Origin of the sequence: Sagittula sp. P11 (genome assembly GCF_002814095.1) — a bacterium.
Classification (GTDB): domain Bacteria; phylum Pseudomonadota; class Alphaproteobacteria; order Rhodobacterales; family Rhodobacteraceae; genus Sagittula.
Map to the genome: position 1 here is coordinate 169104 of NZ_CP021915.1, position 18839 is coordinate 187942.

The following is an 18839-nucleotide window of genomic DNA, read 5'->3' on the forward strand; positions in this document are numbered from 1 at the left end:
TCAAGCCCTAGTTTGCGGCTCTGAAAGCCTCATTCTGCTCGGAACTAGAATCCATTGCGAGAACAATCGAACAACCGTTAGATCGCCGAAACGAGCCGATGTTTTTTCACTTGACGGAGGAAAGAATGGCAGAGCCAAACACGAATCGAATGACGGCATGCCGGCCCACGGTAGCCGACGCACTGGACGGGTTGTTCGACCCTCGCACCATTGCGGTGGTCGGCGCGTCCCGCACCAAGGGCAAGTTGGGGCAGGCCGTCATGGCCCTGCTGAAGAGCAACGGTTACAGCGGCACGATTATCCCCGTGAACCCTTCGGGCGGCGAGATCGAAGGCCTTCCGGCTGTGCGCAGTCTGGACGAGATTGACAGCCCGATCGACGTGGTTGTGCTGGCAACGCCGGTCGGGGTCGCGCTGGACGCTCTGGAGACCTGCACCAGGCTCGATGTAAAGGTCGTGGTCGGGGTCACCTCGGGCTTTTCCGAAGCCGGGGAAGAAGGGCATGACAACGAAGAGCGCTTGCGCCGGATCATGCAAGACGCGCCCTTCAGACTGGTCGGACCGAACTGCGAAGGCGTGGTGCGCCCCGCGGCGGACCTGCAACTGACCTTCAGCCCGATGTTCAACGATCTTCGGCCTGGTCCCGTGGCCATGATTTCCCAGTCCGGCGCGCTTGCGGGCCTTATGGCGTTGCGCCTGGGCGAACGCGGCGTGGGCATCAACGCCATCGTTTCCAGCGGCAACGAAACCGACCTGACCGCAGCGGACCTGCTGGATTATCTGGGCAACGACCCCCAGACGCGGGTGGTTCTTTGCTACGTCGAGGAACTGCGCGACGGACGCCGTTTTTCCGAAGCGGCCCAGCGGCTGACACAGGCGGGGAAGCATATTGTCGCGGTCAAGGGTGGGCGCAGCCGCGCCGGGTCACGCGCGGTCCAGTCGCATACCGGCGCCATGGCCGGGGACGACCGGGTGATCAGCGCGGTCTTTCGCGAAACCGGTGTCATCCGCGCCCGTGAATCCGTCGCCGCCGTCGATGCCGTGACGGCGCTCGCCGCGGGTCGACGACCTGCCGGAAACAGGGTCGGGATCATTTCTGTCACCGGCGGGCTTGGCGTCGAAATGACCGACTTGGCCGAAAGCGCCGGCTTCGAGGTTCCGGTGCTGGATGAAACGACGCAGACGGCGCTGTCGCGCTATGTGCCCTTTTATGGGTCGGTGACAAACCCGGTCGATCTGACCGGTGTGGTTTTGGCGAATCCCACATATGTCGGACGCTGTCTGGAGGCCGTTGCCGCCGATCCGGGCGTGGATATTGCCATCGCAATTATCACATTTGTGCCAGATCAGCAGTTCATCGAGGCCTTGGCCGAGGCGTTCGACAGCACAGACAAGCCGATTCTGATCGTCTGGACCGGTTCGGCACGCAGCAATGCCTCGGGCGAGGCGCTGCGCGAACGAGCCGTTCCTGTCTATGATTCGCCCGCTCGGGCGGCATCGGGCCTCGCCGCACTCGCGGTCGCGACAGGAGAAGTGGCATGACCCAAAGAGAAACGCTGGAAAACTGGCAGCGTGCCGGGCGCACGGTTATCCACGAGGCCGATGCGAAGGATCTGCTGCAACGGATTGGAATCCCGGTGCCCCGACGTGACCCCGACCACGGGCGCTGTGTCGCCAAGCTGTGTCACGATGACTATCCGCATAAGTCCGATCACGGGCTCGTCCGTTTGGGTCTTTCCCCCGACGAGGCGAAACAGGCCGCCGCGGAAATGGCGGAACGTTTTGCGGGCGGCACGGCGCTGATCGAGGAAATGGAAGAAGGGTCCGTGGCCGAATGGATTATCGGCTGCAAACGCGACGACACCTTTGGTCCGATCGTTCTGGCCGGTCCTGGCGGCATCCTTGTAGAACTGATTGATGCCGCCGAAATCAGGCTTGCGCCCGCCACCCCGCAAACTGCCGCGGCCATGCTGCGATCGGGTCCGGGGGCGCGGTTGCTGACTGGACTACGCGGCGCAGAACCGGCCGACAAAGATGCCCTGGCAGACCTGATTTCACGCATATCTGTTTTCTTTGCCGAGAACGCCGATCTGATCTCGGAAATTGAAATCAACCCTGTGATGGTTCGGGCCGACGGGAAGGGATTGGTCGCCGCCGATGCCTTGATCGTTTTGTCATCAAAGGCGGACGGACAGGAGAAATCAACGTGATACGTCACCCTTTTGGAGAGTTGTCACTTGGCCAGACCGGCATTTCGAGCGGTCGGACGATGACCGAAACCGATGTCGTCAATTTCTGCATGTTGACCGGGAACTGGCTGGAACTTCACTCCAACGTCGAGCACGCCAAATCGTCTCTGTATGGCCAGCGCCTCGTGCAGGGCAGCCTCGTGTTCTCGATCGTCAATGCGATGATCCCCTTCGACAGTTCCGTGCTGGCCGCTTTCTATGGCTGTGACAAGCTACGCTTTTTGCGGCCCACTTTTATCAACGACACCCTTTGGGCCCGCACCGAAATCATCGACCTGAAGGACCATGACGAAAGGCACGGCGTCGTGACCAGCAAACTGGAAGGCATCAACCAGCGGGACGAAACGGTCCTGCGCTGCGAGTTCAGCCTGCTGATCCGCAAGTCGCGTCTGGATCGCCCCGGAGAACCGGCCAAAATCCGTGCGGCGCACGACAAGACACAAGGACAGAGCGCATGAACTTTCTGACACCCGAGCAAGAGATGTGGCGCGCCACCGTCGAGCGTTTCGTCGACGAAGAGATCGGCCGCGATTATATCCGCAATTGCGACCGCGAGCGCAAATACCCCTACGAAGCCTATGAAAAAGTGGCCAAGCAGGGCTGGCTCGGCATCCTGTTTTCAGAAGAGAGCGGCGGTCTTGGCGGTGACATCATGGATTATGCCCTGATGTGCGAAGGGTTGGCCAAATACGGCTTTGACTTCTCGACCGGGTTGATGGTGGCGACGTTCACCGCGATGAATGTCGAGAAATTCGGCACGCCCGAGCAAAAAGAGCGGTACATCCAGCCCTTCCTCAATGGCGACATCCGCTTTTCGATCTCGATTTCCGAACCGGGCGCGGGGTCGGATGCGGCATCGACAAAGACCCGCGCGCGGCGCGACGGCAACGGCTGGGTCGTCAACGGGCAGAAACTGTGGTGCTCGGGCGCTGCGGCCGATAACGCAATCCTTGCAATGCTGACCCGGACCGACCCCGACGCGCCCAAACACAAGGGGCTGTCGGTTTTCCTGATCCCCAATGACACCGAAGGTCTGGACATCCGCAAGCTGCCGACCATGGCGCGCCGCGCAACCGGCACCACCGAGATTTTCGTGGACGACGTGAAACTGCCGGCCGATGCGCTGCTGGGCACGGAAAACGATGGCTGGAAGATCATCACCGACCATCTGGAACTGGAACGCGTGGCCGTGGCCGCCGCCTATGTGGGCAATGCCCAGACAGCCGTAGACGATGCTCTGCGCTACGCCCACGAACGGATTCAGTTCGACAAGCCGATCTTCGACTTTCAGGTGATCCGCCACATGCTGGCCGACATGCAGACCCAGGTCGATGCCGCCCGGCTGTTGGTTTATCGCGCCGCCAGCCTGGCCGCAGCCAAGACGCCCTGCACGCGAGAGGTCTCGATGGCAAAGCTCTATGCCTCCGAGACGCTGCAGACGGTGACGCGCAACGGAATGCAGATCCTGGGTGGCCACTCGATGCTGCCCGAAGCAGATATGGAGCGGTATTTCCGCGAAGGGATGCAAAGCACCATCGGCGGCGGAACCTCGCAGATTCAGCGTACGCTCATCGCCAAGACCATGCGCCCGGGCTAACAGTTCGGGGCGCACCGGGACAGCCCGACAAGAAGGAGAAAGAGCATATGAAGAACGGACGAGAACCGGTGGTCGTCGGCATCGCCGACGCGCCGCTGAAGGACGGCAAGTTCGTCACCAAGGCTTCGGTCCTTGGTCATGCCGCATTTGTGGCAAAAGCCGCCGTCGAAGAAGCAGGACTGAAGTTGAGCGATGTCGACGGTCTTCTGACGGCCGGCATGTGGGGGGTCCCCGGCCCCGGCCAACTGGCCACGGTGACGCTGGGCGAATATCTGGGCATCATGCCGACATTCGTCGATGGCACGAATATTGGCGGTTCGGCATTCGAGGCCCATATCGCACATGCCGCCATGGCTCTTCGCGAAGGCTATTGCGAGGTTGCGCTGATTGTCTACAGCTCGGACCAGAAATCCCTGCGCAGCCGCAATCTAGGGGGTCGGCCTTCAGTCCTGTCCATGCAGCATGAAACGCCTTACGGAATGCCCACGCCTGTGGGCGGCTATGCGATGGCCGCACAGCGCCATATGCATGAATTTGGCACCACGTCCGAGAATCTGGCCGAAATCGCCGTCGCGACGCGGAAATGGGCACAGTTGAACCCCGAGGCGACGCGTCGCGATCCGCTGTCCATTGACGACGTGCTGTCCAGCACGATGATCTCGGAGCCGCTGCATCTGCTCGATTGCTGTCTCGTCACCGACGGGGCCGGCGCCCTCGTCATGACCACCGCCGAGCGGGCCAAGGACCTCAACACCCGTCCCGTCGCGGTCAAGGGCTATGGCGAGGCGCATACCCACTGGGCCATCGGCGAAATGCCGGACCTCGCCCGCCTGCTTCCCGCGCAAAAGGCCGGGGAACGCGCAATAAAAATGGCCGGGGTGAGCCATTCGGATATCGACCTGGTCGAGATCTATGACAGCTTTACCATCACCGTGCTGCTCTCGCTCGAGGCTCTCGGCTTCTGCAAGATCGGCGAAGGCGGGGATTTCGTGTCGGGCCAGCGCACGGCACCAGGCGGGGCGTTCCCAATGAACACCAGCGGCGGCGGCCTCTCGGCGCTGCATCCGGGCATGTTCGGAATGTTCCTGCTGATCGAGGCCGTCCGGCAGCTTCGCGGCGAAGGCGGCGAGCGCCAGGTCAAGGGCGCCGAGACCGCTCTGGTGCATGGTACCGGGGGTACGCTTTCCTCAGGTGCGACCGTGATTTTGCAGAAGGGCTAAGACGATGAGCATTGAAAAACCGCTTCCGGTGATCGACCATGACAGTGCCCCCTATTGGGAGGCCACGCGCGAGGGCCGCCTCGACATCCCGCTTTGCGGCGATTGCGGCAAACATCATTTCTATCCCCGCTCTATTTGCCCGTATTGCCATTCCGACAATCTGCGCTTCAACACCGTGAGCGGACGCGGCAAGGTGCATACCTTCACCATCGCGCGCCGTCCGGCAGGGCCGACTTTCGCGGATGACGTGCCATATGTCGTGGCATTGATCGAGCTGGAGGAAGGCCCCCGGATGATGAGCCGGATCCAGACCGGCGACCCCGAGAAGGTTCATATCGGGGCCAAGGTGGAAGTGACGTTCGTCAAGGCAACCGACGAAGTGACTTTTCCCTACTTCAAAATGACCTGAGGCCAGAGGCACCGCCACTTCGGGGCCGAATGTGGAAGAGCCGTCGCAGAGGTTGTCTGCGGTGGCTCTTCGCTTTTCGGAGGTCACCCGGCGCGGCCGGGCTGCGGTGCTCCGCGCAAAAACCGCCACGCCAAGAGCCCGGCCAGCGCCAGCCCACCAACGATGTCGGCCGCAGGCGCGGCGTAAAACAGCAAGCCGGCAGCCGACAGGAACAGCAACCGGCCGATGACCGGCACCTTTCCACGAAACCAGCCGCTTGTGCCGACGCTGACGGCAAAAACCGCGGCGCAGGCCACGCCCATATCCAGTAGGATTTGCACCGTGCCGCCCTGGGCCAGTATGCCCGGCCGGAACACAAAGAGAAACGGCACCACATAGATCGCTCCGGCCAACATCAGCGCGCGACCCGCCACCCGCCAGAAATTGGCCCCTGCCAGGGCGGCGGCGGCATAGACACTGGCGCAGACCGGTGGCGTGATGGCCGACAGGATCGCATAGTAGAAGACAAAAAGATGAGCCGTCAGTTCGGGTAGGCCAAGCCGCACGAGACTGGGCGCGGCGATTGCCGCCGCCAGCACATAGGAGGCCGTCGTCGGCACGTCCATACCCAGCAAGATCGCCAGCACCGCCGCCAGCAACAGGGCCACGATCAACCCCTGACCGGACACAGAGAACAACAGGTTCGAGACTTTGACCCCGGCACCCGTCGCCGTCAGAACCTTGACGACGATGGCGGCGCAGGCTAGCAGCGCGGCGATCATCACCAACGCCCGCCCTGCTTCGATCATCCCCTCATAGAGGTCGCGCGCCAGCTTGGCCCAAGAGGCCAGCACGCCCTGCTCTCTTCCGTCACGCGCGAACGGGCGCACCACCACACAGGCCAAAACCAGTATGATAACAGCACCGGCACCTGCAAAGCTCGGCGTGTAGCCGTTGAACAGGAAGTAGACCATCGCCGCGATGGGAAGAAACAAGGGAATTGACTTGTCCGGTGCGAGGAATTCCGCCGGTTCGGGCATTTCGCTCCTCGGTGTCGGTTGCAACCCTGTGCGACGCGCATAGAGATCCACCCCGAGCCATACCGCCAGGTAGTAGAGAAATGCCGGACCGATCGCCGCAACGACAATGTCGGTATAGGGAATGTTCAGGAACTCAGCCATGATGAAGGCCGCTGCCCCCATCACCGGCGGCGTAAGCTGGCCGGCGGAGGAGGCAACGGCCTCGACCGCCCCGGCAAAGGCCGGTGGATAGCGCAGCCGCTTCATCGTGGGAATGGTGATCGAGCCGGTCGCCATGACGTTGGCCACTGCCGAACCGGTCACCGTCCCGAACATCGCCGAAGACAGGGCACAGACCTTTGCCGGGCCGCCATACGTTCGACCGGCGATCCACGTTGCCATTTTCATGAAAGCATCCGTTGCCCCGGTCGACAGCAGGAGCGCCCCCAGAAGCACATAGATCACGATGACCCGTGCCCCGATATCCGCAAGGTAGCCGAACAGGCCGGTGGTCGAGCTGTAAAATGTCTCGACAGCGGTACGTGCCGAAACGCGCGGCGGGCGCCAGGCGCCGTCGATCAGGTCATAGCCGAAATAGAAATAGATCACGGTGCAAAGGGCCAGCAGCGGCAGGAACCATCCGATCACCCGGCGCGCGGCCTCGAGGGTCAGCAGAACAGCTATCAGACCTGCCGCCTTGTCGATCGGCCCATAGCGCACCATGATATCCGAAAAGCGATCCCGGTTCAGGATCACGTAGAGGCAAACCGCGAACGCCAGTAGTCCCAGCATGATGTCCACAGCCCGTTCAATCCCGCTTCGCGCACCGGTCCGCGAGGCGCGTGCCGCATAAAGAAAGAACGCGCCGCCGATACCGAAACCGATAAAGATCGGCCGCTGAACCAGCGGTTCGAACTGCCCGAATAAGGCATTGTAGAAATGCAGAGCGACGAATGCCGCCAACAATACTCCAAGCGCCTGCCCTCCGCGCCGTTCCCAATTGGGTATTGCGGTCGATGTCTGCGTCATGTTCTCTCCGAGAGCGGTAACGGCGGGGTGCCCGCAGCACCCCGTCTGGATCAGCCTATGGCCGCCGTCGTGACGGCCCGCGATTCCGGTCAGCTTCCGGCCGCCTCTCTCCAGTAACGTTCCGCACCTGGATGATAGGGTATACCGGTCTCGATTGTGGCGACGGCATCGGCGGCGATGTCGTAATCCGCAAGCTGCGGCCAGGCTTCGACCAGCAGGTCCATGTTCTGGTGGATGCTGCGAGCGATGTCATAGGCGCTCTGGTCATCCATGACGCCGGTGCGGGTCAGGAAGAAGACGTTGAGCTTGGGTACCCGCATTTCCTCGGATCCCGGAATAAGCCCTGCGGGAAGAGTCGTGAAACCGACGCCCTCCATGGCTTCTGTCGCCGCTTTCTCCTGCTCTTCGGTGAAGCCGATCAACCGCATCTTGGTGCTTGTCATCAACTCTTGCAGGGTTGCATCGACAGAGTTTGCGGCCCCGTATTTGCTATAACCGATGATCTGGCGGTTCTTGATGCCTTCCACCGCGTCGCCAACGGCGCCATGCACCAGGTCCGCGTTGATATCGAACATGGACAGGACACCGGTCGTCAACGTCTCGGCCGCCGATCCGCGGATGCCGGGATTGAACTTCTTTCCGTCCAGTTCGTCCAGCGTCGTCACACCAGACTCTTCGGTGACCGCGATCAGCAGGATCGAGGCGCTGTAAGGATAAAGCGCAACCGTATCTGGGATTGCGTTACCTTCGAACTTGCCGGTCCCGTTTCTGGCGGAGATCAGAATGTCGGTGGTGGCAAGCCCAAGGTCGATCTCGTCGCGCGCCAGCCGCAGCACATTGTCCACGCTGGCCCCGGTTTCGATCACGCTGACATTGGTGCCTTCCATGCCGGTCTCGATCGCCTTGCTCATCGCAACCGAAATGGTGAAATGGCTCGACGTCGGGCTGGTCGTGCCCATCGTGAGATCCTTGGCAGATGCCGCGCCGCCAAGGGCTATCGCGCCCATGGCCGCGATAGCACCCACCGCCGCCCGGTATCCGGTCAACTTGCGTTGGATCATTTTATCCTCCCGTTTTTGCCTTTAAAGTAACGTCAGCCCGGTCGCTTAAGCACGCAGGGCCCCCGATGTATCGATCCGCTCTCTCAGAACGCGCAATTCTTCCTCCGTTGGTGGCCGCGTTTGCGGCACCTCGCCTCTGATCGCCAGATCGAACCCCGTATGACGCTGGACCTCTTCGGGCGTATTTCCCGCATGCACCGATTTCAGTCGCATTCGCAGCGTCGTCTTGTCGAAATCCATAACCGCTCGCGGTGTCACCACCAGGCGCGGTCCTTCATTGACCAGCCCGGCGTCGCGTTTCGCGGCAGGCCCGGACAGATGTCCGGGTATTGTGATGAAATCGACCGTTTCCACAAAGTTTCGCGCCGTATGCACGGTGGGGCAAATGTAATACCGCGACGAGGTGTGGCAGTATGACAGGTTTGCTGCCCCCGGCCCGCGCATCTTTGGTGCGTGCAGCGTGCCGCCGACGTGGTGCAGGTTGATGTTGCCGTACACATCGTGCTGCAAGCCACTGTGAAAGAAAAAATCCAGCCCGTGATGGCTGTGGCCGAACAACTCGATAAAGGTCTCGGCGGCCTCGCAGCGGCCGAGCGCACGATCGTCCAGCATCGACGGATACAAACGCCCCGGCTCGGGGTTGAAGAACATCTCGCCGCCGACCGTCAGGTTCGGTGCATGCAGCTCGCGGGCTAGCGCAATGGCCGCCATCGGCACCAACGCGGCTGCACCCGCCGCACCCAGTTCTCCGTCGGCCAGATCGCGGGCCAACACGACGACCATCTGTTCAATTGGGGAAACCGCTGCACTCATTCGTTCCGTGCCTCGGCTTCGAGCACGGCGAAATACCCGGCTCCCCCGACCGCTTCGATGTAGTCGCTCTGGTTTTTCGGTCCGGTCACATGGCGGGCGATATAGGTGTCCAGCCCCGTGCTGTCGCCGGTCCGGGCGGCATCCCCCAGATCGGCGTAGGCGTCGATATGGTCCTCGTCCATCGCATAGTTGGGAAAGCTCGCGGTTGGGTGCGCGCCATAGGGCACCTCGACCACGGCATCGACATAATAAGACGGCACGGTAACCCGCGAGGGATCGTCCAGAACGACCTCGTCCGGCACGATCCGGTCCACGCTGGCAATGACCATGTCAGACGCGCGTGCCATCAGCTGATCGGCGTAGACCATCGTGCTGAGATGGCGCAGGTTTCCCCAACGGTCGGCTTCCTGCGCGTGCAAGAACGTCACTCTGGGGCGGATCGGCCCGACGGCGTGAATACGGCGGCCGGAGAACGGGCAGTCGATTTCGTGCAAAAGCGGGTTGTGCTTCAGAACGTCCGATCCGCGCAGCGCGTCGATTGGCTGGAACGGCACGCCATGAGCCGACGCCATCAGCCCGCCCACCACGGTCAGCGCATCCAGCGCGTGCGCGGTCACCTGCCCTGCCTCGACCGCGCGGCGGAAATTGGGGCAAAGCCGGTTTTCCAGCGTAACGCCGGGAATAAAGACCTGTGCGACCGCGCCTGCCGCAATCATCAGGTCGACATCATACCCCGCGCCCGGCGAGGAATACACATGCAGACCATCTGCGCCCGCGGCCAGCAACGCGCGCACCAGTGCGACAGGGCGGCTTTGCTTGAACAGACCACCGAGACAAAGCTCGGGGCGTTCTTCCAAAGCGCCTCGTGCCAGCCGGGCTGCGTCTTGCAGGCCTGTGACCTTGCTGCGACGTGTGGGTTTCGCTTGGCCTTCCATCGTTGGGCGTGCCACTCCGATAGTGATTGCGCTGACCCATCCTAGTTGACGCTATGGGGTCCATCACCTTCCGACTAGCGCAAAGCCTGATCGAACACATATGTGGAAATGCTTGCGCCCGGTTCCTGACAGGCAATTGAGACCGGTCAGAACCACCCTGCCGCGACACCGCCGCCAACGATGAGCGTGATGAGGAGGATGCTCGCAACACCGAAGATCCCGTTCCACCGCAAGCCGATGGTCAGCGGCCGCTCGCCCACGATGGAGGAGGCGTAGACCACCGCCGTGATGGCCGGTCCCATGCAGATGATGCTGCTCCAGCCACCAGCCAGTGCAAGGCCCAGAGCAAGCGGCGACAAACCTTCCACGCCGACGCGGTTGACCACCTCTGCCAGCAGGACCACCGAGATCATCGGATGCACGCCCAGCAGCCCCGTCAGAAACACCGTCATGATCAACAGCACGACGGTCAGCACAGGCCGCGTTGCGATCCAGCCAAGATGGTCGGCAATCCATTCGACCGGAACGACCTCCAGCGCGACGAGGCCGATGAACCCCGCCGACGCGATGACGCTCATTTCGGTCGCGAAACCCGGTGCCTGGGTCACAAACCGGCGCGATATACCGGCAAGGCTGCCACTGCCGCTGCGCATAACCGACCAGAGCAGCGCATAGATCGGCACGATGGTGATCAGGACGGTCTGGAAACTGTACTGGGTCAACCGGTCCAGCGTGACCACGGCGGCGCCCAAAAAAAGCACATGCCCGGACACGATCAGGACGGCCCAGGGGCTCCAGTCCGGCAAGTCACCGCTCAGGGCCGGTGCCCGGCCGCGCGCCGAGGGCGGGCGCCACCATTCCACCGTGTCGAACAGCCATCCCAGAAGAAACAGAATCCCGGCCAGAGCAATCCCGTAAGGCGCCAGGGTCGTCCATTCGAGCCCCGGTATTGTGAGAATCATCAGATTGAGAGCGATTCCGAACGGCGTCCAGAACGCGATCGAGGAAAACCCCCGCATACAGGCGCTCACCATCCTGCGCTTGCGAGCCTGGAACACGAATTCGTCCATCTCGTGCCGATGCGCCGCCAGCCCTTTCATTATGATCTCCAGCATCACCCCAAGCCCGCCGAGATTTAGAAGCACCCCGAACAGATGCCCGCCCGCACCCAGAGAGGCGTAGCGACGGGTCGGCGGCTGCAGTGTCAGGAATTCACCGGCAACCTCGACAATCGGGTCTTGGGTGGCCGCGATGCGCAGGAAGGCGACAGCCGTCAGCAGAGCGGACAGGAACACGACGCGCCCCGCCGCCTGGACGAAGATGCCGGGGTCGATTCCATTGGCCAGCGCCAGAAGGGCGATCGCGAGCGAGAAGAAAAGCAGCACCCATCCGACACGGGCGATGTAGCGGGACGAAATGGCAAGATAGATGCAGAAAAACGGCGCGGCAGCGATGGACGCGACGGCGGAGGGCAAGACACCCTGAATGATGGCAGCGCCAAGACAAATCAGCAGACAAATGGCCGTAAACCTGTTGCGCTTGCCGGAACGTTTCAGGCGCTCGACAGGCGACATCTGCCCCCCCTTTTCCGAAGGCGCTCGTTGTGTCTGTGACGCAACGGCAGATGCGGTCTTTCATGGCACGACGGCGGAAATGCGATGCCGACAATTTCCCATTCACAGGCAAGGACACACAAGGTGCTCATCTTGTCGGCGCAGGGCGGACTAGCCCGGATTTGTGGTGGCACTGACCGCCTTGGTTCCGGGCCTCCGAGGATACATCGTCTGGCGGTCAATGACACAACGATGCCTCGAAATGTCTCTCCGCACATGCGTGCTTGTCTGCCCGACTTTTCACGCCGATACCCTCAACCACGTCTGTTCTTCTTTCCGAAGTTCTACGGTCACGTCCAACGCCCGATCCTGCACGGAAACAGAGGAAGGATGAGCACCCAGAATATCCAACGGCAGCAAGGATCACAACGCAAGCATCCCGCTCCAACACATATGTGCGAAAGAGTGGGGCCGAGAGTTGATAGCGCCCGCCTTGATGAGGCAATATGCAGTGTCAGAGAAAGAAGTGGATGATCAGCGATTTCACCATCCGTTTGTCGCGGTTCGTCGCCGCGCCGCACCGGCTGAGCGTTGCAGACGCCGAGCAGGCCGCGCTTTGCGTTGAGGATACCATAGCCGCCATCTATGGCGGGTGGCATGAACCGGTGGTTCGCCGGCTGGCGGCGCTTGACGCGGGCGGACCGGCAGTCCCGGCAGGAGCTGCTGAAGGTGGCAGTCCCGAACAGGCCGCGTTCCTGAACGCGGTTGCCGGTCATGCGCTCGATTTCGACGATGTCCATACGGTCAGCGTCACCCATCCCAGTGTTGTAATCGTGTCGGCGCTGCTGGCCACCGTGGATGTCCGGCCGGACACGGCCGGCCGCATTGCCCCCGCGCTTGCGGTCGGAACAGCCGTCAATGTCGCGCTCGGTCAGATCCTGGGTTTTGGCCACTACAACAAGGGCTGGCACGCAACGTCGACCATCGGGGTTCTGGCATCGGCGGCAGCGGTCGCGCATCAGCTTGGGCTCGACGACGACGCAGTCCGCAACGCCCTGTCCCTGGCCGCGTCGCTGGCCGGGGGAATGCAGATCAATTTCGGCGCCATGGCGAAACCGATCCAGGCCGGAAACGCCGCCCTTGTCGGATTGCGGGCCACCCGGATGGCCGAGGCCGGCATCACGGGCGCCCCGGACATCTTCGCGGCGCGCGGCTTCTTCGACCTTTATGCCGGCCCGGACGGGATTGCGGCCGACCCCGCAGCGGTGGAACCGCGGATCGATCTGGGCACGGTGTCCCGCAAGCTGTATCCCTGCTGCTACCTCACCCACAGGATGATCGCCGCCGGGCGGCACCTTCACGCCGAACGCGGCGGCGAGGCGGTGCCCGAAGGATCGGTGATTGAAATGACAGTGCCCGAAAGCGTCATGGTCCCGTTGCATGTCACCGACCCCAAAGATGGAATGCAGGCCAAGTTCTGTGCCGCCTATACGCTCGCCGTGGCCCTGCAGCAGGGCCAGGTCGGGCTGGTGGATTTCGAAGGGGACAGCCCCCATCGCCCCGCGGTGCGCCGGCTTATGGACATGGTGCATATCCAAACCATGCCGGAAGCGGGGCGGGATCACGCTGGCGTGGACCATGGGACGGTCCATGTCCGCCTGCGCAAAGGGAACGTAACCCTGGCCGAAACCTCGGTCGCGGCGCACCCCGGCTCTCCCTCGGATCCGGCAACCCCTGCCGCGATCGGCGACAAAATCGCCGATTGCCTCGGAAAATATCGCAGGGACGGGGGCGCGGCGCCCTCTGCCAGTGCGTTCCGCCGGGATCTGCGCACGCGGCTGCATCTGCCGCCACTGCGAGAGGCGTCGGCCCCCGACGGGCAAAAAAACCATGCGCGGCAGGACAAGCCCGTGAAGGAAATGTCCAGCGCCGATCAAACACCGTCTGAAAGGACCGTCTGATGGAATCGATGATTCATGACATGGCAGAGCGACTGTTCCGCGACCATGTCACCCACCGCATGCGCGAAGACGCCGCCTCGGGACAATGCCCCGAGGCGCTCTGGACGCAGATCGAGGAGGCAGGGTTAACCATGGCGCTGGTGCCAGAGGACGCAGGCGGTTTCGGCGTGCCACCGGCCGAGGCGCTCGGTCTTGTGCGTATTGTCGGGGCGCATGGCCTGCCCTTGCCTCTGGCTGAAACCCTGATCGCAAACGCCGTTCTGGCGGCCGCGAATATGGCCCTTCCCGGTGGCAGGCTGACCATCGCCGAAGGCGAAGCGCTGCGGTTGGAACGGCGCGGCAAGAAGATCCATGCGAGCGGGCATCTGACACTGGTGCCCTTTGCCCGCTGGGCGAACCGGATCGTGACCATTGGCGTCCTGGACGGTGTCGATCACGTCCTGTCCCTGCCGGTGAAGGATCTGATCGTTGACCCGGCGCAGGATTTTGCCGGGATGCCACGCGACGACATCGAACTCGATTATACCCTGACAGAGACCGATGTCACCCCCTTGCCACGACCCGTGGGAGGGATGCGCGGGCTTGGTGCACTTATCCGCAGTCTTGCCACCACCGGGGCGATGGAGACCATCCTGAAGATGAGCGTTCAATACGCCAACGACCGGGTGCAGTTCGGACGGCCAATCGGCAGGTTCCAGGCGATCCAGCACAATCTTGCGACAATGGCCGGAGAAACCGCAGCCTCGCGCACGGCCGCCGAGATGGCGGCCGGCAGCTATGACACACCGGCCTTTGCGCTGGCCGTTGCCGCCGCCAAGGCCCGCGCCGGAGAAGCGGCCGAGAAGGTCGGGGCCCTGGCCCACCAGATTCACGGGGCCATCGGTTATACCCAGGAACACGCGCTTCACCATTTCACCAAACGGATTTGGGGCTGGCGTGACGAGTTCGGCACCGAGCTTGACTGGACCAGGGAACTTGGGCGGGCCGCCCTGTCGAGCCCCCACGACACCTTCTGGCATTTCATCACAGACAGCGCTGCAAAAGGGACCCAGGCATGACCCTCACCGCTTTTTCTCCCCCCCCGCCCGGCGCCGACTATGACGACCTCCGGCAAGAGGTCCGCGCGTTCCTGGCCGACGAACTGGCCGATTTCCCGCCCATAAAACGCGCGCAGTCGTGGAATGGGTTCAGCCGTGATTTTTCACGAAAGCTGGCGCAGCGCGGCTGGGTCGGCATGACCTTCCCAAAGGAATACGGCGGCCACGCGCGCAGCGCGCTTGAGCGGTATGTCGTGTCCGAAGAGCTACTGGCCGCCGGTGCCCCGGTGATTTCGCACTGGATCGCAGATCGGCAGAGCGGTCCGCTCATACTTGCCAAGGGCACCGACGATCAGAAACGCCGGATCGTGCCGCGCATCGCCGCGGGCGAACTGTGTTTCTGCATCGGGATGAGCGAGCCGGATTCCGGCTCGGACCTGGCGGCGACGCGCACGATGGCCACCGAGGTCGACGGGGGGTTCCGGATCAACGGCACGAAGGTCTGGACGACCTATGCGCATGTCGCCGATTACATGATCCTGTTCTGCCGCACCGGCAAGAGCGACGACCGCCACGGCGGGATGAGCCAATTTCTGGTCGATCTCAAGGCCACCGACAACATTCAGATCACCCCGATCATCGACTTGGGCGGTGAGCATCATTTCAACCAGGTGGTATTCGACGATACCTTTTTGCCCTCCGATGCGCTGCTGGGCGAAAAGGGCGAGGGCTGGTCGCAGGTCATGAGCGAACTGGCGTTCGAGCGCAGCGGCCCCGAGCGGTTCCTGTCGTCGTTTGCCCTGATCGAGGAACTGATCCGATTGCTGCGCGACGACGCAACCGAAGCGCAGCAGGCCGAGATTGGCCGTTTGTCCGCGCATCTGATGGTGCTGCGGCAGATGTCACGATCGGTGGCCGGAATGTTGAACGAAGGAGAGAACCCGTCACTTCAGGCTGCCATTGTCAAGGATCTGGGAGCGCTTTTCGAACAGGACATTCCGCGCCTGGCCCGAAGTCTTGTGTCGCGCCCGGCGGTGCCTGGCGGGAGCGATAGCTATGCGGCTGTTCTGGCGTATACCGAACTCGCCGTTCCGTCGTTTTCGTTGCGCGGCGGCACACGCGAAATTCTTCGCGGTATCATTGCGCGGGGACTCGGACTGAGATGATCCCGCCTGCGGAATGACAACAACGGCGGGCGGCACACGTCTAGTGCCGGCCGGTTTCCCCAACCTCCGAACGATAGCCGAGTGCTCGGGAGAGCTGTTCAGCGGCCGTTTTGGCAGCGGCAACATATCGCTTCTTGTTACGCTTGGCGCGCTCCAGAGGAGCACCAATCACCAATGCTCCTGCCAAGTGTCCGTCGGCGCGAAAGACCGGAACCCCGAACCCCGCTGCATCTACATGCGCGGTTCCAGCTGTACTGGAATACCCGGTTTTGCGAATCTCCGAAATTAACCCGCGCAGTTCATTTTCATCGGTGATCGAATTAGGCGTCAGCGGCTTTAATTCAGTGCGCCGAAAATAATCGTCCAGTTCCTGCTGCGTGTCAAAGGCCAGCATGACCAGCCCCGATGCCGAACAGAACAATGGCCGGTTGATCCCCTGTTGGGCGACATACCGAACGGGCTGGGGGCTTTCGATGACCGACGAATAAATGACTTTCTCGCCGTCCCGGACAGCAAACAGGATGGTTTCACCGGTCTGGTTAACCACATCATTCATCACCCCGCGCAGGACCGATTCGAACGGGTGGTTGGTCAGAATTGACTGGGCGAACTGAAAAATCCTCGGACCCAGAAAGTAATTGTCTTCCTCGCGCATCAGATACCCCTTCTCGGTGAGGGGCCGAAGCAGCACCAGCAAACTGCTCTTGGGGCAATCAATCGCGATGCTGAGTTCCGAAAGAGACATGTGACGTTTGCAGCGCGCCAAAAGATCGAACAACGCAAGGATACGCGTCAAGGACCGGGGCCCTTCCGATGTGCGCCCGGCGGCTTCGGCTGGGCCAGATTGCGCGGTTTTCATAGTCATGTCTCCAGTGCCGCTATCCGGAACAGGCCTATGCCTTTCCTGGCTCTTTATCCGTCATGCGGGCCTTGATCATCCGCAACGGCGTATACTCCAATACCTGTTCTCCGGTTTGCTTGAACACCTTGTTTCGCGTCCGCACCAATCCGCGGTTCGGACGGCTCTTCGACCGGCGCGATTCTGTTACCTCGACCTCACAATGGATGGTGTCCCCGGCAAATGTGGGCCCCATGACCTTCAGTTCCATGTCCAGAAAGGCAAAGCCGGTATGTTGCATTGTGGATTGGGTCAAGAGCCCTTCCATAAAGGTATAGACCAGCGCACCGGGCGCGGCGAAACCGGGGATATTGGATTCCTTCTCTCGGAAGTCACGATTGATGAACAAGACCTCAAGCATGCCGGTAACACTTACAAAATTCGTGATATCGGTTTCGGTGACGGTGCGGCCAATGGTCCGAAACCTGCGCCCCACTGGCAAATCTTCATAACAAAACCCGAGTCCTACAGTTTCCATTTCGCACAATTCCCTTGATCAGTTCCATTTTCTGAGAGGGTTCGGCCACATCTGTCCTGCGCCCGGAACACGCCCCGGTTCCTTCACGTTAGGCGGCAAGCTCCGCAGCAATCAATCGACTGCCTCGTTTTTGCGGCTTTCACGTCGATTGAGCACATTCTTGATGAATCGCATTCTTCGCTCCAGTGGCCCCTTTTTCCACGCCACAGCACATATGTGGTTTTACGCGGCTGGTGCCGGATAGCGTTTGGGACATACCGAACGCGTACCTTACCTTTTTGTGAACAGGCGCCAAATGCCATGACCCGAAGAGGACCAGCATGAATTTCGGCTTTTCCGACGAACACGATGCCATACGCGACACGCTGGCACGAATGCTGAGCGATCACGCCACTCTCGCGGTGGCGCATGACTGTCTTGAGGCTGCCGACGGGTTCGATTCCGCAACCTGGACCGCCTTGGCGGACGGCGGATGGCTGGGCCTTGCAATTGCCGAAGACTACGGGGGGGCGGCGATGGGGGCGATCGAACTGGCCATTGTCGCCGAAGAGATCGGCCGTAGCCTGGCCGCCATACCTTTTGGCCCGGTTCTTGGCCTGGCGATCCCCGCGATTCAGGACTTGGGCACGCAAAGCCAAAGGGAAAATCTGCTTCCCCGGATCGCCGAAGGCCGCATGATCGTTACCGTCGCGCTTGCCGAGGATGGAGGGTCTGCACCGGAACGGGTCTCGGCAAAAGTGCTGCAGGATCGCCTTTCGGGACGGAAATCGCCAGTTTCGTTCGCATCCGATGCGTCATTCGCGATCGTCGCCGCCCTGGACGAAGGCGGCACCGCGCGCCTTTATCTGGCGGATCTTTCGGACCCCTCGGTGTCGATCAGCGCGCTGGATGCGATCGACCGCACCCGTCCGACGTCCGAGATCGTCTTTCACGACACGCCGGTTGAACTGCTTCCCGGGTCCGATCCCGCAGCGATCCGGACTCTTCTGGACGGCGCCGCAGTGTTGGCCGCCTTCGAACAGATCGGCCTGGCCGAGCGGGCGCTTTTCCTGACCAGAGACTATGCCTGCGAGCGGCAGGCGTTCGGACGCCAGATCGGCAGTTTTCAGGCGGTCAAGCACCGGCTCGCGGACATGTTCGCCAAGATCGAGCTGGCACGGTCCAATGCTTTTTTCGGCGCCTGGGCGCTGGCGAGCGGGGATGAACGGCTGTCCGAAGCGGCGGCGGTAGCACGCCTCGCGGCTCTCGATGCAGTGCAATTCACCACTGAGGAATCGGTGCAGCTTCACGGTGGGATCGGGTTCACCTGGGCGGCCGACCCGCATTTGTTTCTGCGGCGAGGATGGCAGTTGAAGGCCGAACTCGGCCTGGCCGATTTGTGGCGCGAGCGGCTGCTTTGCAATCTGGCGGACGGCCAAAGGGCCGCGAACTGACAA

General features: G+C 62.0%; 17 protein-coding genes. 10 read left to right on the plus strand and 7 right to left on the minus strand.

Annotation, left to right across the window (positions count from 1 at the left end):
* Positions 1 to 125 precede the first annotated feature (125 nt).
* Genes CDO87_RS24470 through CDO87_RS24495 form a run of 6 tightly spaced genes read left to right on the plus strand, consistent with a single transcriptional unit; the run spans position 126 to position 5474 of the window.
* A complete protein-coding gene (locus tag CDO87_RS24470) occupies positions 126 to 1541 on the plus strand; it encodes an acetate--CoA ligase family protein (protein ID WP_223228102.1) in 1416 nt (471 codons plus the stop codon).
* The gene (locus CDO87_RS24475) at positions 1538 to 2209 is read left to right on the plus strand and encodes an acetate--CoA ligase family protein (RefSeq protein WP_027264356.1); all 672 of its coding nucleotides are present in this window, start codon (positions 1538 to 1540) and stop codon (positions 2207 to 2209) included. The genes CDO87_RS24470 and CDO87_RS24475 overlap by 4 nt, the downstream gene beginning before the upstream one ends.
* A gap of 59 nt (positions 2210 to 2268) precedes the next feature.
* Positions 2269 to 2706 (plus strand): MaoC/PaaZ C-terminal domain-containing protein, encoded by a 438-nt coding sequence (locus tag CDO87_RS24480; RefSeq protein WP_051372686.1) that lies wholly within the window; start codon positions 2269 to 2271, stop codon positions 2704 to 2706.
* Positions 2703 to 3845 carry an acyl-CoA dehydrogenase family protein gene (locus CDO87_RS24485; protein WP_027264354.1) on the plus strand — a complete coding sequence of 381 codons (1143 nt, stop codon included), beginning with the start codon at positions 2703 to 2705 and terminating at the stop codon, positions 3843 to 3845. The genes CDO87_RS24480 and CDO87_RS24485 overlap by 4 nt, the downstream gene beginning before the upstream one ends.
* 47 nt (positions 3846 to 3892) lie before the next feature.
* Positions 3893 to 5065, plus strand: a complete 1173-nt coding sequence (locus CDO87_RS24490) for an acetyl-CoA acetyltransferase (RefSeq protein ID WP_027264353.1) — start codon at positions 3893 to 3895, stop codon at positions 5063 to 5065.
* Between the two features lie 4 nt (positions 5066 to 5069).
* Positions 5070 to 5474 (plus strand): Zn-ribbon domain-containing OB-fold protein, encoded by a 405-nt coding sequence (locus CDO87_RS24495; RefSeq protein ID WP_027264352.1) that lies wholly within the window; start codon positions 5070 to 5072, stop codon positions 5472 to 5474.
* Positions 5475 to 5557: 83 nt separating this feature from the next.
* Here CDO87_RS24495 and CDO87_RS24500 read toward each other — a convergent pair whose 3' ends face one another.
* The 5 genes from CDO87_RS24500 to CDO87_RS24520 form a co-directional block, all read right to left on the minus strand.
* A complete protein-coding gene (locus CDO87_RS24500; protein ID WP_223228103.1) occupies positions 5558 to 7501 on the minus strand; it encodes a TRAP transporter fused permease subunit in 1944 nt (647 codons plus the stop codon).
* An 89-nt stretch (positions 7502 to 7590) separates the two neighbouring features.
* A complete protein-coding gene (locus CDO87_RS24505) occupies positions 7591 to 8562 on the minus strand; it encodes a TAXI family TRAP transporter solute-binding subunit (RefSeq protein ID WP_027264350.1) in 972 nt (323 codons plus the stop codon).
* Positions 8563 to 8607: 45 nt separating this feature from the next.
* Positions 8608 to 9375 (minus strand): CoA-transferase, encoded by a 768-nt coding sequence (locus CDO87_RS24510; RefSeq protein ID WP_027264349.1) that lies wholly within the window; start codon positions 9373 to 9375, stop codon positions 8608 to 8610.
* Entirely contained in the window at positions 9372 to 10310 is a 939-nt protein-coding gene (locus CDO87_RS24515) for a CoA transferase subunit A (RefSeq protein ID WP_027264348.1), read from the minus strand. Before CDO87_RS24515 ends, CDO87_RS24510 begins: the two co-directional genes overlap by 4 nt.
* 146 nt (positions 10311 to 10456) lie before the next feature.
* Positions 10457 to 11884 (minus strand): hypothetical protein, encoded by a 1428-nt coding sequence (locus CDO87_RS24520; RefSeq protein ID WP_027264347.1) that lies wholly within the window; start codon positions 11882 to 11884, stop codon positions 10457 to 10459.
* A 509-nt stretch (positions 11885 to 12393) separates the two neighbouring features.
* Between CDO87_RS24520 and CDO87_RS24525 the strand changes: the two genes are divergently transcribed.
* From CDO87_RS24525 to CDO87_RS24535, 3 genes are read left to right on the plus strand one after another with little or no spacing between them, the layout of a single operon-like run.
* Entirely contained in the window at positions 12394 to 13824 is a 1431-nt protein-coding gene (locus CDO87_RS24525) for an MmgE/PrpD family protein (protein WP_027264346.1), read from the plus strand.
* A gap of 59 nt (positions 13825 to 13883) precedes the next feature.
* Positions 13884 to 14882: an acyl-CoA dehydrogenase family protein gene (locus CDO87_RS24530; protein WP_238367134.1), complete on the plus strand. Its 999-nt coding sequence runs from the start codon at positions 13884 to 13886 to the stop codon at positions 14880 to 14882.
* Positions 14879 to 16027: an acyl-CoA dehydrogenase family protein gene (locus CDO87_RS24535; RefSeq protein WP_027264344.1), complete on the plus strand. Its 1149-nt coding sequence runs from the start codon at positions 14879 to 14881 to the stop codon at positions 16025 to 16027. Before CDO87_RS24530 ends, CDO87_RS24535 begins: the two co-directional genes overlap by 4 nt.
* Positions 16028 to 16067: 40 nt before the next feature.
* On the opposite strand, the gene CDO87_RS24540 is transcribed toward CDO87_RS24535, so the two are convergent.
* Entirely contained in the window at positions 16068 to 16886 is an 819-nt protein-coding gene (locus tag CDO87_RS24540; protein ID WP_071974435.1) for an IclR family transcriptional regulator, read from the minus strand.
* Between the two features lie 34 nt (positions 16887 to 16920).
* A complete protein-coding gene (locus tag CDO87_RS24545) occupies positions 16921 to 17403 on the minus strand; it encodes a MaoC family dehydratase (RefSeq protein WP_036051571.1) in 483 nt (160 codons plus the stop codon).
* Between the two features lie 320 nt (positions 17404 to 17723).
* On the opposite strand from CDO87_RS24545, the gene CDO87_RS24550 reads away from it, so the two are divergent.
* Positions 17724 to 18836: an acyl-CoA dehydrogenase family protein gene (locus tag CDO87_RS24550; protein ID WP_027264341.1), complete on the plus strand. Its 1113-nt coding sequence runs from the start codon at positions 17724 to 17726 to the stop codon at positions 18834 to 18836.
* Positions 18837 to 18839: the final 3 nt, after the last annotated feature.

Bases quoted from the DNA above. Each gene is read 5' to 3' on its own strand.
- CDO87_RS24470 (WP_223228102.1), top strand. From the start codon at position 126: ATGGCAGAGCCAAACACGAATCGAATGACGGCATGCCGGCCCACGGTA.
- CDO87_RS24475 (WP_027264356.1), top strand. From the start codon at position 1,538: ATGACCCAAAGAGAAACGCTGGAAAACTGGCAGCGTGCCGGGCGCACG.
- CDO87_RS24480 (WP_051372686.1), top strand. From the start codon at position 2,269: ATGACCGAAACCGATGTCGTCAATTTCTGCATGTTGACCGGGAACTGG.
- CDO87_RS24485 (WP_027264354.1), top strand. From the start codon at position 2,703: ATGAACTTTCTGACACCCGAGCAAGAGATGTGGCGCGCCACCGTCGAG.
- CDO87_RS24490 (WP_027264353.1), top strand. From the start codon at position 3,893: ATGAAGAACGGACGAGAACCGGTGGTCGTCGGCATCGCCGACGCGCCG.
- CDO87_RS24495 (WP_027264352.1), top strand. From the start codon at position 5,070: ATGAGCATTGAAAAACCGCTTCCGGTGATCGACCATGACAGTGCCCCC.
- CDO87_RS24500 (WP_223228103.1), bottom strand. From the start codon at position 7,501: ATGACGCAGACATCGACCGCAATACCCAATTGGGAACGGCGCGGAGGG.
- CDO87_RS24505 (WP_027264350.1), bottom strand. From the start codon at position 8,562: ATGATCCAACGCAAGTTGACCGGATACCGGGCGGCGGTGGGTGCTATC.
- CDO87_RS24510 (WP_027264349.1), bottom strand. From the start codon at position 9,375: ATGAGTGCAGCGGTTTCCCCAATTGAACAGATGGTCGTCGTGTTGGCC.
- CDO87_RS24515 (WP_027264348.1), bottom strand. From the start codon at position 10,310: ATGGAAGGCCAAGCGAAACCCACACGTCGCAGCAAGGTCACAGGCCTG.
- CDO87_RS24520 (WP_027264347.1), bottom strand. From the start codon at position 11,884: ATGTCGCCTGTCGAGCGCCTGAAACGTTCCGGCAAGCGCAACAGGTTT.
- CDO87_RS24525 (WP_027264346.1), top strand. From the start codon at position 12,394: ATGATCAGCGATTTCACCATCCGTTTGTCGCGGTTCGTCGCCGCGCCG.
- CDO87_RS24530 (WP_238367134.1), top strand. From the start codon at position 13,884: ATGCGCGAAGACGCCGCCTCGGGACAATGCCCCGAGGCGCTCTGGACG.
- CDO87_RS24535 (WP_027264344.1), top strand. From the start codon at position 14,879: ATGACCCTCACCGCTTTTTCTCCCCCCCCGCCCGGCGCCGACTATGAC.
- CDO87_RS24540 (WP_071974435.1), bottom strand. From the start codon at position 16,886: ATGAAAACCGCGCAATCTGGCCCAGCCGAAGCCGCCGGGCGCACATCG.
- CDO87_RS24545 (WP_036051571.1), bottom strand. From the start codon at position 17,403: ATGGAAACTGTAGGACTCGGGTTTTGTTATGAAGATTTGCCAGTGGGG.
- CDO87_RS24550 (WP_027264341.1), top strand. From the start codon at position 17,724: ATGAATTTCGGCTTTTCCGACGAACACGATGCCATACGCGACACGCTG.